Consider the following 12,946-nt stretch of genomic DNA (forward strand, 5'->3'; position numbering starts at 1 on the left):
ATTTAATATATTTTTATTAGTATCTGATATGTTTGACAACATATGTAAAGCTAAATTTTTTTCAAATATTCTCTCTAAAAAATAATTTGAATTATAAAAATTTTCATCTATTAGAGAAGTATTATTTTTTTAGAAGTTAGAGAAGATGGAGGATTTAAAAATAAATGTTTCAAATGGCTTATTTTTTTAAAAAAGAACTAAAGTCTAAAGCTCTATTACTTGTGCCTATTAATCCATACAAAAAATTATTGTTAGAAAAGAATTAAAATTTCTTTTATTAATTAACAAATTTATGATTATAAAAATATTGCCATAGTAAGTTATCTTAAATATTTATAAATTTGTAACTTTATGTATCAGTATTTTCTAATTTTTATTTTAAATTGTAGGATTGCTTAGAACAAGTAAGCAAGAAATATATAACTTTAAAACTACTTCATAAATAGTTGTTTATGTCCAACTGTAGTTTTTTGTTCAAAGGTTAATAATATTTTCATATGGTTTAAACGCTAATAAAAAAAGCTGACTTAGGTAATTACGGTGTGCTAGAGTAGATTTTAATTAATTATTTGCTTTTCTTATTTTTTGAAAAAAATTATTTAAGATACTGTACTAATACAATAAGAAAAATTACCAAACCAATCCAGTGATTAGTAGAAAAAGCATTTATACAATTAGTGATACCTAATTTTTTGTATAAAAAATAATTTCTAATGAAAAATAAACTGCAAACAACAACACTTAGGTAAAAAAATATATTAAAATTACAATAAATACTAAGAATTATTAGAAGAATCAAAGATAAGAAATTAAATAAGAAGATATATTTAAATACTTTATCATCGAATAAAATAGCAGATGACTTTATACCTATCTCTAGGTCAAATTCTCTATCTGCTAGTGCATAAATAGTATCATAAGCTATAGTCCAACAAATTGTTGATAGATAAAATATCCAGGCTTGTAGGGGTATTTTACTTTGTATAGCTGAGAATGACATGAAAATACCAAAATTAAAAGCTAAGCCGAGTACTAACTGTGGTAGCGCAAAGAATCTCTTACAAAAAGGATAAAGAATAGCCAAAAACAAAGCCACAAAAGATAATAAGATTGTAAAGATATTAAAAAAAAGCACACAAATAAAAGCAACTAATGTGAGAATTAGACAAAGGTAAGTAGCATTTTTAATACTTAGTTGCCCACTTGTTAGAGATCGAGTATTGGTGCGAGCTACATGTTTGTCAAAATCTATATCTGCTATATCATTAATAATACAACCTACAGTACGCATCACTAAAACGCCAATAGTGAAAATAACTAGATACTTAATATCTGGTATCCCACGGCTTGCTAAGACTAGTGCTGTAAGTGTTGGCCATAAAATCAATAATATCGGAATAGGGTGATGTAGCCGCATCAGCATAAAATATGCTTTTAGTTGTTGTTTATTCATAATTAGTATTGCTCCGGTAAAACTAGAAAATATTCTGTAATCAAAAATTTAAGTTTTGGGTTATCTTTATATTCAAATATAGAACTGCGTGAGAATATTTTCTCAGTTATATTTCTACCAGTTTCATTATAAAAATCTTCAGCTGTTAGTTCACGAATTATAAATTCATATCTAGCAAATTTAGCTTTATCAAAGAGCAAATTATCACCAATAGGTTTAGTACCAAGGTTATCTAACTCTTTAATAAAATATTTATAAGTATTATCAGGAATAATTGTCCTAGCAAAAACTAAGCTTTGATTAATACTTGAAAGAGTAATTTGTCTTACTAGCGCGCTTTGAATTGCTAAGATAGATTGCTCGAAAGCATTTACATTAATAAATTGTTGTGAAATTTTATCTAGTTTAATCTCACCATAGAATTTAGATAAGCTTGTAACTAGGTTTTTAGCATCATTAAGCCAAGATCTTTGCTGTTTGGTTAAATTATCTTTGTTAATAATATTCATATATTAGAAATATCTTAAAGTTAAGGTTTCTTATTTTAATTTCGATTTGTATAATTATACACTTACAAGGCTATGAAATTAATTAAAAGGATTCTAAAATGCGTCCAAGTGGTAGAAATAATGATCAACTACGCAATCTAAAAGTTACACATAATTTTACAAAGTATGCGGAGGGCTCAGTCCTTATTGAGTTTGGTGATACTAAAGTTATCTGTACAGCGTCTGCAGTAGCAGGTGTACCAAAATTTAAAAAAGATAGTGGAGAAGGTTGGTTAACAGCAGAATATGGGATGTTGCCGCGCTCAACTCATACTCGTATGGATAGAGAAGTAGCGCGTGGTAAGCAATCTGGAAGGACTCAAGAAATTCAGCGCCTAATAGGTAGAGCATTGCGTGCTAGTGTTGATCTTAAAGCTATAAGGGAAAATACTATTAAGGTTGATTGTGATGTGATCCAAGCTGATGGTGGTACGCGTACTGCATCGATAACTGGAGCATCACTAGCTATAGCAGATGCTATAAAATATATGAAAGAAAATGGTATGCTAAAGGAATATGCAAATCCGCTATTATCACAAGTTGCGGCAGTATCTGTGGGTATTTACAATAATGAGCTGGTACTTGATCTTGATTATGATGAAGATTCAAACGCAGAAACTGATATGAATGTGGTGATGAATTCAAATGGTGGCATAATTGAGATTCAAGGTACGGCAGAAGGCAAAGATTTCTCTGAAGAAGAGTTTGCAAAAATGCTTGGACTTGCTAAAAAAGGTATAAAGGAGATTTTTACAACAGTATTTTAATCTATAAAAGTTGCAATCCTAAAACATTTAATCTACTAATTGAAAAATTAGAGAGTATTTATAAAGGAATTAATTTTTACAAGTAGCTCAAAATCTTTTGATTTTAATTCAAATAAAAAATCTTGTAATGGTTCACTCTTAGCGAACAGTAGTCGCTGCTCTATTTGTTTGATTTGTTCTTCAAGAGTTTGTCTTTGTTGATAAAGCTCGCGAAGTTCTTTATTAGTATTTTTTAAAAAGTTTTGGATATTATCTTCTTTTTTTGCTTGTATCTTAGTCTTAAGATTAACACTAAGACTAGATACTCTAGTTGTAGATGGTTTTTTTCTATCGCCTAATGATAGTTTTTTACGTGGTTGTTGTTCTGACATTTATTTACTTCTTTCGTAGTTGGTTAATGTTTGTTGTTTGGCATTATATAGTTTTGAGTAAAAATTCTTAGCTATTATAGTATATTTAAACTAGAAATTATAGCCTTAAACAATCTTTCCTGGAGTGATTTTTAGAGAATTTAGATCAATAAGAGTTCCATAACTATCATCTTATCCTGTTTCTTTTATTGGTAGTTTTGAAGACTCTGTATTTTCAACATTACTTAGATCTATACCTATTTTTTGTAACTCTTGTGAGAAGTTATTGTGTGTATAGATTAGTTGATCACCTAGATAGACTTCAAAGTTACTCAAATTATCACCAGTTCTTGGATAGTAGTCAAAGTTAAGTGACATATCTTTGAAGTTATGTGATACTAAATCATGTGATAATTCAACAATTTCATTTCTATCACCATCTAACTCTGCAACATTATCACGGCGATCAGATATTCTATCGAAGTTATTCTAAAGTTCAATCTCTTCATCACCACCAGAGATTGTCCAATCACCAAGGAACGAGTGATCTTTATCAATCCTCCCCAATCATTATTAGCTAGGGGGTTATTATTCAAATTAAAATTTTCCTCAGCACTAATCATATTGTTATCTTTTAGGATTCTAAAGAAAACTTGAGCATAATATACACTGGTTAGGTATGCTTGGCTCTGGATAAACCATCACCATAGACAATACAGCGCCAGCGTCAAATCAGGGGCTACTGCTTCTGGGCTTATCATAATTTCAACATTCCCTTTAATGATATTAGCTCCTGATTCACCTATATTTTTGGTAATTGCACCATAATCATTAATCATAGAATAACTAAAGTCTAGGTAAAAATCCTTACCATTTTTTTTAGATTATACACCTGACTAGCATGTGAAGTAAAGATACTTGGTTGGCTATATGTTATAGTTGCATAGTTTGAGTAGGTAGAAGTTGCAAATACCACTAAAATACTAACTATAGTCAAAACTATTACAAACTCAGAAATTGTTACTCCTTTAATTTCCTGTAAAAACTTTGAATATTTTCTAACAATATCTAAACCTGTTTTTTTACATATTTAATTATAGCGTATTTCTCTACTAATGGCAGGCTACTAGGTATTGAGAGGTTTTTTTATTGATGATAAACTATACTGGATTATCTAAGTTTAACACTAATTGAAGCGAGTCTTTTATCAATAGATGGATGAGTAGAAAACAAATAAGACATATCACCACTGCTAACTCCGGCACTAAGAGGATCAAAAATATATGATGCACGACGTAGATTCTCATTTTTATTATTTTTATAGCTGTATTGAACTTCTACAGATTTACTATCGTTTGCGATCTTTATCAACGCATTTGCCATTGGCATATTGGTACGCATCAGTTCAACAGCACCAGCATCAGCCATGTATTCTCGGGTACGACTTAAGAACAGCATCATAAATATGGTAAAGATCTGTAACACATACCTTAAAATCATAATTATTGTAAAAAATGCAGCTGCATTATTATTACGATTGTTATTATTGTTATTACTACTACCTGAGAAAAGCGCTGAGTAAAATAAGAAATCCATAATAATAAGCATCATATTAGATAAAACTATAGTAAATAGATTTAGCTTGATATCTTGGTTTCTAATATGGGTTAGCTCATGTGCCATAACTGCCTGTAATTCATCACGATTAAGCGCGTTTGCAAGTTTTGTAGTGATAGCTACCATTGCTGATTTCTCTGAGTATCCTGATGCAAAAGCATTCATATAATTAGCATTTATGAGAAACACTTTCGGCATATATCGCATTCCAGCAGCTACTTTCATCTCTTCAACGACATTATAGACACACCTCACGAGAGGATCTTGATTATCAGCATTGATTTCTTGATACTCTGTACCTGAGAGCATTATTTTGTCATACAGACTAAATGTAACAAATACCCAAACTACTGCTACAGCAGAGATTATCATAGTAGTGTAAGGAGGTATTTGAAATGTTGCCAATGTCCAAAATACTTTTGATATAGGTAACTCAATACCATATCTACTGTAATAAGCATTTGCAAATTCACTATAGCGCCATATTGTATCAACAAAGATTCCTAGCAAGAAAAATACTACAAAGAATGTTGCGATTACAAAATAAGTGCGATAAGTATTCTTACGTACAATTTCTCGCCAATTTACAGAGCCATATTCTAAATTATCAGCAGCTGACATTTTTTATAGTTCCACTCTTGAATCTTCTAGTTGTTGTTTTTTCTCTTCAGAAATATTCCAGTAAATAAAGTCTTCATTAAGCTTTTTAAATATACTAACTACAATCCCAGTAAAAAAAGACTTTTTATGTGCGTTATATCTTTCTATTGAGTCATTAAGTGCTTGTTTAGCGAAAGCAAGTTTGTTCTCAGTAGAAGTAATTTCTTCTTGTAACTGAATTACGTTTTGGTTAGATTTTAGTTCTGGGTAGTTTTCAAACTGTACATTTATACCTTTAGCAAGATTAGAAATCTTATTTTCGGCATTTATTCTTTCTTGGATATCACCATTTTCTTTGGCAAGATTAGCTTGGTTTCTTAGCGCTACTACTTGCTTTAAGGTTGTTTGCTCATAATCCATATATTTTTTGACCACATTAACTAACGAGTCAAATACCTTAGCACGTCGATCTAGTTGAACATCTATTTGTTTTTCAGAGTTCTTAACAGTCTCAATTTCTGTAATTAGCTTATTGTATGTCATAACAACATACACAGCCATTATAGCTATTACTATGGTTAGAATTATTCCTATAGACATTTTATCTCCTTAGGTTTATATTTAATTGTATGTCTATTAAAATGGGGCTAAATACTAAAATTTTCAAGCTTTATATTGCAGCTATTTAATATCTTCTGCTATAAAATTACAGAATGCTTGTGTTAGAGCAGTATGATATTTTTATGTAGTAATTTGTAGAAATTTCTTGTTAGATCAAGATCTTTGGTCTTAAGAATACTATATTTGTTTGCATCTAAAACTTGGGTTGTAATCACCACAGATATACAGGCTAATCAGTCACTATAGGCGATATATTGTTTTATCGCTTCTGAGCTGTGTCAAGTTGTTGCTTTTTTTATACTAGAAACTTTATCTGCTAAAGCATTAAAAAATATCTCAAATGCGCCAGATCCTTGTTCTTTTGCAACCCATTCATATTCTAGCAAATCTTTTATGTTTAGATTTTTTTCTAGATAATGGATGATTAGCACGACAAACTATTTTTAAGTTATCTTTTGCCCATAAAGTTGTAGCTATTATCTGACTATTAAACTCAACCTCAACAAAACCAACATTACAACTTAGTGATTCAACTCTATTGATAATCTCTTTAATATTACCAGAGATAATCTCAAAATCAGTATCTAGATGAAGTTTTCTAAACATAGCATATTTAGGTAAAATATAGTTAGCTGTTGTTGTACTTGCACCAATAACTATTTTCCCAGATATCTGGGTGTTGTTAACGCTAAATGTTTCAAATTCGTCTACCTCATCTAAAACTTAATAGCTTTAGCTAAGACTTTTACCATTGCACTTAGTTTCATACGCTTACCAACACGGCCAAATAGTGTTTATTAAGCATGTTTTCAAGTTGTGACAGTGACATACTTGCCGCTGCCTGAGAAATGAAACATTTTTCTACAAGCACTAATCGATTCTGATTTTGCAGTATTGACAAAGATTTGAAGTTATTTTAGAGTGAGATGCATTTTTATATTTTAGTAAAGCTTATGCTATATGATTCTATTATAAGATTTTCTTATATTCAATTGCTAATATTTATTTCAGCACTTATTAAATGCTTGGTTATAATACTCTTTAAGTAAAATATTGATAAGTTGTATGAAAATCTCATAAAACATAAATGGACTGTAGTTGGTGCAGGCCTGCTGGCATCTCTGTTGTTGGACAGCTTTTAGATAATGGCAGAAAAGCTAAAGATATACTTTGGTTAGATCCAAATTTCAGTGTTGGTGATTTTGACATTAAGTGGGGCGAGGTCAGCAGTAACACAACTGTAGAATTATTTCTTAAATTTCTTAATGGAACACAAGCTTTTGAATATGCAAAAGAACCAGAAATTTGCTATTGATAATTTATGCTAAACAAGAATTTACGTAATTTAAAGATGTTAGCTAACCAGTATAGTGGATTACAAATAACCTAATGCAAAAGATTGATTATAGTTTTGACACTATCAGTGATATGAAAATAGCTCAAGGCGTTTGGAATCTATATGGTACGAGGGAGATTTATATGGCTGAGAAAGTTGTCCTAGCTACAGATTCTTTAGCAAAATCTTTAAATATCCATAATTTTGAGATTACCAAAGAAATACCTCTTTCCAAGGCTTTAGCATCTTCTAAACTAAAAAATGAGCTTCTCAAAGATGATAATGTTATAGTTTTTGGTTCATCTCATTCAGCAATGATAATTATTAGAAACTTACTTGAACTTGGAATTGAGGATGTCGCAAATTTCTATCGTCAGCCTTTAAGATATACCATGAATATGGGGATTGGATCTTTTATGATAATTCTGGTTTAAAGTGTAAGACAGCTAAATGGGTTAGAGAGAATATTTCTCAAAATCTTGATAGCCGAGTTAAAAGATACCTATCAAGAGATGAAGAGATAAATAAACATCTACACAAGTATAGCAAGTTATCTATGTAGTAGGTTTTGAGCAACTAATGCCTAGTGTTGAGGATATTGATGTGAGAATATATGATCCTACTACTGGGATTATCGCCATGGGGCTTTTTGGCGCAAGTATAGCTTTTCCACGTAGGGTTACTGATTCTAATGGTAATGTTGAGCTAAATGTTGGCTTATTTAAATTTATGAAATATATTAGACATTTTTTACCATTATGGAAGTATGATATCTAACTTATCTTAGTAATCTCTGCGAGTTTATTATTACAATTAGGGTAGTATCCATATCAGCAGCTATCACCATCCATAAAGTAGCTAAATCAAGCATAGCTAAAGATATAAAAATAGCTTTTATGGCTATAGCAAAGCTTAATATTTTGTTTTATTATCATTAATGTTTTCTTTGAATGTTTGATAAGCCAAGCAAGCTTTGAGATGTCATCTGTCATCAAAGCAATAGCTTTAAGTGTAGCTGGTATTTCTATAAATTCACCACCTTTTATCAAAATACCATTTATAGCAGGTTTTGCTAATCTTGAAACTATCGAAATCGGTGTTGATATTACCAATGCGCAAGGGTAAACTATGACAAGTATAACTAATACTTGATATATCCATTTAAGCCAAGCTTGCCCTAGCGATAAAGGTGGTAAGATGGCTATTAGTAAAGCTAACACTATCATTGTAGCTGTATAAATTCGTGCAAACTTATCGACCCATTTTTCAGCTTTAGAGCATTTTGCTTGTGCATGTTCAATAGCTTGGATTATTTTTGCAACTGATGAATTATAGCAGTTTTTGTTGTTCTTATTTTAATTAGTAGAGCTACCGTTTATACTTCCTTGAAAAACCTTATCATTGATTGTTTTCTCCACTAGAATTGGTTCACCAGTGATAGGTGCTTGCTTGATATAACCACTACCTTTGATAATAACTCCATCTAAAGCAATCCTTTGGTCTGGCTTTATCAGAACCCTTTTATTTAAATTTATTTCTGCTATAGGTTTTTCTTCAAATTGTTTATTGTGGCAGCAGTAAACTAAAGCTTTATCTGGAGTTAGTTCATAAGTTTGGTGATTGCTGAATGAGCATTATTAACACTCCATGACTCAAGTAAAAGTGAAAAGGCAAATGAAAAGCTCACTACAGCAGCCTCAAAGAGCTGACCAATAATTATTGCACCAACTTATAGCAATTAGCATGAATAGGTTCATATTGGCCATAAATCTCTTAAATGAGACTAAAGCTTTAGGTACAATAAACCAGCTACCAAATACTATAGCTAGTAAATAAGATATTTGTGATATGAAAGGAGTTAGCTGCGTAGAGCTAAGCAACAAAAGCATCTATAAAACCATTAGCTAAACCATGATAAATATAACCAAAAACAATAAAGATACCACTAATTAACGTTTTAATTAATCTTGAATATTTATTGTAAAAATTAGTATCGTGATTTTTTGAAATATATTCATCTTATGTGTTTTTGATCAGACTGAATAGTCTCGTCATCTGCAAGGATATCTAAAAGCCAGTTTAATTGTTGGTTGTAGGCAGAATTAAAATAGAAATAGTGAAATCTACCTTGTTTACGTTTGTAAATAAAACCATCACGCCTAAGTATATCTAGATGTTTTGATAGAGTTGAGTTAGCAAGTTTAAAAATATGTGCTAAATGACAAAGGCATAACTGATGTTCATAAACAACCACTAGAATTCTAATCCTAGTTTAATCTCCCAAAGCTTTTTGCAAGTCGACAATATTGACTAATTTCTTTTTTTGTAAATGGTGTTAAAATCTCTCAAATTTAATATTAGTGATAGCTTTGTATGTTTAAAAAAATGTTATTGTGGTAATTTTTGTTTTATCTATAAACTTGAGTTATGGCTATCAAAAATATGCAAATAAGACTTATATAGATAATGTTGTAAAAATATTTGGTTTAGCAAGTGATAGCAATTTGAAAATATTAGATATAAAAGGTTATCAGCAATCTACCAGATTACACTTGTGGACTATCTGCTGTTATGAGTCTACTTAACTATTATGGGGCTATTAAAGACTTACAAATGAATCATCAAACTGAGTTAAGATAGCCAAATAAATGGGCATTAATGATGATTATGGTACTACGCAACAAATTGCTAGGTGGCTTGATAAACATAGTTTTGAAGTAAAACACGCTACAGGTGGTGATATTAAGTTAATTTTATCAAAGTATAGATAAAGGGATACCTGTACTAGCAGATTGGATTGATTGGGGGCGGGCATTGGACTTTGGTATATAGTTACCAAAAACTAGGTAAGACTGATGATGATAAGGATATGCTATTTATGATTGATCCAGCAGCACATTTTAATAATGTTAAGAGTGTTTATGGCCTAAGTGCTATTAATCCAGATCGATTCCAGTATATGTGGCAAGACTCTAAAGGAGTAAAAGGCATATATATCATCGCATACCCTAAAATGTCTAGCTTTGTTGCTGGTGAATAACTCCTAAATTTTTTGAAATATCTTGCAATTTATTCAGATTTTACAATCATTCTTAGACTCACAATTTAGTATCTATATATATTTTTTCAGCATTGTTACAAGTATTATTTATTGTACAATCAAAACCATTTTTCAATAAATAGATTTTACCGTTAGAATCTCGATAAATTTGGAAATTATTATAGCTGTCATTTTGTTGTCAATTATTACTATTTTCTTTTTTTATCATTGTTACTGTTATTTTTATTAGCTTCATGTTTAACTAAGACTAATGATGATATGAGGTAACATAATTATAGCTAAAAGTATTTTTGTAAATTTACACATATCAAACTTTTACTTTATTAAATTGTTTAACATCAAAATCATTTATATAAATGTTTTTATTTGTAAAAATAAACAAAACCCCATATTTGGCAATAATTTTCTCTATTTTCAACAGTATGTAATTGGTTTAATACTCTTGCACCTAATGTATATAAATACTGTTAATCTATATCATTAATTATAGGAATGATATAGACCTGATGTTAGTTTTTATGATTAATGGAACTGAATCTGGAATGCTATTTAATATTCCAATAATTTTTAGTTTTTGCCTATTTCTCTCTGTTTCAATATAGTAAAGCATATTTGATTTGAAGATTAATACATATTAGTATTTAAATTAGAATCTAGATCAAGACTTACAATATAAGTGTTTTCTTTTAATTTAAAGAGCTAGAGTTTATTTTGCTTTTTTTACAGTATATATGCTTGGTTTCCTACTCTTGATGCTATTATCTTTATAGTTGATTGAGTATATGCTGAGAGATTCTTTTGTATTAAACAAAAAACTTTCTCTTTTCCCCTTATATAAGATTATTAGTTAAGGATTAATATCTTTAGCAGAATTATACTAAGATACTTGTTAAATATCTTTAAAAGAACGGTTGACTTTTAATATTGTTGCTCAAATCTATAATAGCTTGTGAACTATTGTTTACTAAGTTTGTGAGAGATGTTTTTAAAACAACTATTTTTTTGTCGTATACAGCTATTAGCAATATCCAGTGACCATTTTCTGAATTCCAGCCAAGTTTTAAGGTATATTCTTTATCTAATTTCATAGAAGAAATATTCACTATTTCAGTATTTTCTCCAAATGAAATCCTAAATGATTTATCAACATAGCCTATACATACTCTTTGAGAGTCAGTTATTCTGTCAGTAATTACTTAGATGATAGCTTTTTTGTATAGAGTCCATTCTACCTGTACTAATGTAGGGAACATTTATCGGTATAAGATTATCTTGGTAATAAGCTATCATGAAATGCTTAGGTAGTTTGGTTTAGTACTAAATTACTAGTTTGTTTGACAGTATCTTTATACAGAACTTTGTGAGATATATATAGTGGCTCTGCATGATAGAGCTCGATGTTTGTGTTATTTAAGTAAAAAGATAGAGATTTTTTTATAATTGTGTTTATAGATTTATAATCACGAAATATTTTTTCACCTAAATGATTGAGACCTATTTGAAGTTCTGTTTCAGAACTTAATTGAGATTTACGATCAATAACTAACTGGTTGATTCGATCAATATTGTCTTTTGAAATAAGTTTTTTATAGATGTTAAATTTTTTGTAACGTATGAGATAGCTGATGCAATAACTAAAACAGCAAAACCGAATACTAGTGTTAATGGCAGGGCAGAGCCTTTTACCTTAGGTTTTAATCTCACAGTTCATCCCTTATTTCAGTAAAACAATCTTACTAAAACCTTTGTCATTATATAGTAAAAGAGAACTTCAGTGCATATGTACCCAGTGTGCCAACATCTGTATCACCAGAAATATTATGCCAAATAATTTGGTTATTTTCTATTGTTGTATAGCTAACTTTTAGATTTTCAATTCCACTAACCAGTTCATAATTTTGTCCCATCGAAGAACTATGTTTTATATACAAAAATAATGAATAAATAGTGTTAACGTAATTGTCTACTCTACCGCTACCTCCTATATAAAATAAAAATATTTCAAATTTGCAGACATAATCATCAACGATATATTGACCAGTAGCAGGCTGAGATAATGTTATATCATTCGACTTATCGACATTTGAAACTTTGATTAAATCAATTTGACCACTATTACATAATGCTAAGTAGTCAGCAGCATTAATACCATTAGTAGAGTCAAGATAAAGAGTTGAGTTTGCTAAATTAGTCGATGATGTTTCAGCTTTTATCACAATATAATCAGTATTATTTTGATAACAGGTGACAAAACAGCTAGTACCTAAGTCAATCTTTAGATAGTTTGAAATATTTGGAGATATATTGCCAATCCTTATATTATATGAATCTGTAAGAAATTTATGTTCAGATAAATCATCTCCAGTATTTATTGATATATGTTTGAGTATTTGTATCATATGCACACGATAATCCAGAGTTTACAATACATATCATAGATAGCTTGTTTAATAGTCATCTCTTTAATATAAGTATTTACTCTTTGAGCCGAATCGCTAAAAAAGTTTTAACATTTAAAAAATTGCAATTGCAATAGAAGATGCTATAAGACTTATAGTATTGTTACAAGAAGCTCAACAACACTTAGACCACG

General features: G+C 29.9%; 12 protein-coding genes and 4 pseudogenes. 3 read left to right on the top strand and 13 right to left on the bottom strand.

All coding sequences use genetic code 11. The annotated features are described in order from the left end of the window. Window positions 1–595: 595 nt before the first annotated feature. Together ubiA and C9379_RS03600 are read right to left on the bottom strand one after the other, a co-directional pair. Window positions 596–1,453, bottom strand: coding sequence for a 4-hydroxybenzoate octaprenyltransferase (gene ubiA / locus C9379_RS03595; RefSeq protein ID WP_143384936.1), 858 nt, complete (start codon window positions 1,451–1,453; stop codon window positions 596–598). Between the two features lie 2 nt (window positions 1,454–1,455). Beyond that, window positions 1,456–1,962: a chorismate--pyruvate lyase family protein gene (locus C9379_RS03600; protein ID WP_343377513.1), complete on the bottom strand. Its 507-nt coding sequence runs from the start codon at window positions 1,960–1,962 to the stop codon at window positions 1,456–1,458. Window positions 1,963–2,060: 98 nt separating this feature from the next. On the opposite strand from C9379_RS03600, the gene rph reads away from it, so the two are divergent. After that, the gene (rph, locus tag C9379_RS03605; protein WP_143384938.1) at window positions 2,061–2,768 is read left to right on the top strand and encodes a ribonuclease PH; all 708 of its coding nucleotides are present in this window, start codon (window positions 2,061–2,063) and stop codon (window positions 2,766–2,768) included. A gap of 47 nt (window positions 2,769–2,815) precedes the next feature. Here rph and C9379_RS03610 read toward each other — a convergent pair whose 3' ends face one another. The 6 genes and pseudogenes from C9379_RS03610 to C9379_RS03635 all read right to left on the bottom strand — a co-directional run bounded on the left by C9379_RS03610 (window position 2,816) and on the right by C9379_RS03635 (window position 6,861). After that, complete coding sequence (locus C9379_RS03610) at window positions 2,816–3,139, bottom strand: hypothetical protein (protein WP_143384939.1); 324 nt, start codon at window positions 3,137–3,139, stop codon at window positions 2,816–2,818. A 171-nt stretch (window positions 3,140–3,310) separates the two neighbouring features. Beyond that, on the bottom strand, window positions 3,311–3,496 hold the full coding sequence (locus C9379_RS03615; RefSeq protein ID WP_343377514.1) for a hypothetical protein: 186 nt from the start codon (window positions 3,494–3,496) through the stop codon (window positions 3,311–3,313). A gap of 323 nt (window positions 3,497–3,819) precedes the next feature. Beyond that, a complete protein-coding gene (locus C9379_RS03620) occupies window positions 3,820–3,957 on the bottom strand; it encodes a hypothetical protein (RefSeq protein ID WP_343377515.1) in 138 nt (45 codons plus the stop codon). A gap of 331 nt (window positions 3,958–4,288) precedes the next feature. Next, window positions 4,289–5,356 (bottom strand): zinc metalloprotease HtpX, encoded by a 1,068-nt coding sequence (gene htpX, locus C9379_RS03625; protein WP_143384940.1) that lies wholly within the window; start codon window positions 5,354–5,356, stop codon window positions 4,289–4,291. A gap of 3 nt (window positions 5,357–5,359) precedes the next feature. Continuing rightward, window positions 5,360–5,935: a LemA family protein gene (locus tag C9379_RS03630; protein WP_343377516.1), complete on the bottom strand. Its 576-nt coding sequence runs from the start codon at window positions 5,933–5,935 to the stop codon at window positions 5,360–5,362. Window positions 5,936–5,982: 47 nt separating this feature from the next. Next, window positions 5,983–6,861: pseudogene (locus C9379_RS03635) on the bottom strand (LysR family transcriptional regulator). Between the two features lie 156 nt (window positions 6,862–7,017). Here C9379_RS03635 and C9379_RS08730 point away from each other — a divergent pair. Continuing rightward, window positions 7,018–8,069 (top strand): annotated as a pseudogene (locus C9379_RS08730) (FAD-dependent oxidoreductase). Window positions 8,070–8,155: 86 nt separating this feature from the next. Here the strand turns inward: C9379_RS08730 and C9379_RS08995 are convergent. The 3 genes and pseudogenes from C9379_RS08995 to C9379_RS03660 all read right to left on the bottom strand — a co-directional run bounded on the left by C9379_RS08995 (window position 8,156) and on the right by C9379_RS03660 (window position 9,558). Next, on the bottom strand, window positions 8,156–8,518 hold the full coding sequence (locus C9379_RS08995; protein WP_486187557.1) for a hypothetical protein: 363 nt from the start codon (window positions 8,516–8,518) through the stop codon (window positions 8,156–8,158). A 129-nt stretch (window positions 8,519–8,647) separates the two neighbouring features. Then, window positions 8,648–8,839: pseudogene (locus C9379_RS09000) on the bottom strand (P-type ATPase actuator domain-containing protein); the annotation flags it as partial. Window positions 8,840–9,306: 467 nt separating this feature from the next. Continuing rightward, window positions 9,307–9,558, bottom strand: coding sequence for an ArsR/SmtB family transcription factor (locus C9379_RS03660; protein WP_425536918.1), 252 nt, complete (start codon window positions 9,556–9,558; stop codon window positions 9,307–9,309). A gap of 124 nt (window positions 9,559–9,682) precedes the next feature. Between C9379_RS03660 and C9379_RS03665 the strand changes: the two are divergent. Continuing rightward, window positions 9,683–10,332 (top strand): annotated as a pseudogene (locus tag C9379_RS03665) (C39 family peptidase). Window positions 10,333–11,252: 920 nt separating this feature from the next. Here the strand turns inward: C9379_RS03665 and C9379_RS03670 are convergent. Together C9379_RS03670 and C9379_RS03675 are read right to left on the bottom strand one after the other, a co-directional pair. Beyond that, entirely contained in the window at window positions 11,253–11,441 is a 189-nt protein-coding gene (locus tag C9379_RS03670; protein WP_143384943.1) for a hypothetical protein, read from the bottom strand. 663 nt (window positions 11,442–12,104) lie between these two features. Continuing rightward, the gene (locus C9379_RS03675) at window positions 12,105–12,752 is read right to left on the bottom strand and encodes a hypothetical protein (RefSeq protein ID WP_343377517.1); all 648 of its coding nucleotides are present in this window, start codon (window positions 12,750–12,752) and stop codon (window positions 12,105–12,107) included. Window positions 12,753–12,946 lie beyond the last annotated feature (194 nt).

The organism is Francisella-like endosymbiont (assembly GCF_003069505.1).
In the GTDB taxonomy this organism is placed as follows: Bacteria; Pseudomonadota; Gammaproteobacteria; order Francisellales; family Francisellaceae; genus Francisella.

Excerpts from the sequence above, each read along its gene's own strand:
- rph (WP_143384938.1), top strand. The coding sequence starts at position 2,061 with ATGCGTCCAAGTGGTAGAAATAATGATCAACTACGCAATCTAAAAGTT.
- C9379_RS03675 (WP_343377517.1), bottom strand. The coding sequence starts at position 12,752 with ATGATACAAATACTCAAACATATATCAATAAATACTGGAGATGATTTA.
- C9379_RS03630 (WP_343377516.1), bottom strand. The coding sequence starts at position 5,935 with ATGTCTATAGGAATAATTCTAACCATAGTAATAGCTATAATGGCTGTG.
- C9379_RS03670 (WP_143384943.1), bottom strand. The coding sequence starts at position 11,441 with ATGAAATTAGATAAAGAATATACCTTAAAACTTGGCTGGAATTCAGAA.
- C9379_RS03610 (WP_143384939.1), bottom strand. The coding sequence starts at position 3,139 with ATGTCAGAACAACAACCACGTAAAAAACTATCATTAGGCGATAGAAAA.
- htpX (WP_143384940.1), bottom strand. The coding sequence starts at position 5,356 with ATGTCAGCTGCTGATAATTTAGAATATGGCTCTGTAAATTGGCGAGAA.
- C9379_RS08995 (WP_486187557.1), bottom strand. The coding sequence starts at position 8,518 with ATGATAGTGTTAGCTTTACTAATAGCCATCTTACCACCTTTATCGCTA.
- C9379_RS03615 (WP_343377514.1), bottom strand. The coding sequence starts at position 3,496 with ATGTCACTTAACTTTGACTACTATCCAAGAACTGGTGATAATTTGAGT.
- ubiA (WP_143384936.1), bottom strand. The coding sequence starts at position 1,453 with ATGAATAAACAACAACTAAAAGCATATTTTATGCTGATGCGGCTACAT.
- C9379_RS03600 (WP_343377513.1), bottom strand. The coding sequence starts at position 1,962 with ATGAATATTATTAACAAAGATAATTTAACCAAACAGCAAAGATCTTGG.
- C9379_RS03620 (WP_343377515.1), bottom strand. The coding sequence starts at position 3,957 with ATGATTAATGATTATGGTGCAATTACCAAAAATATAGGTGAATCAGGA.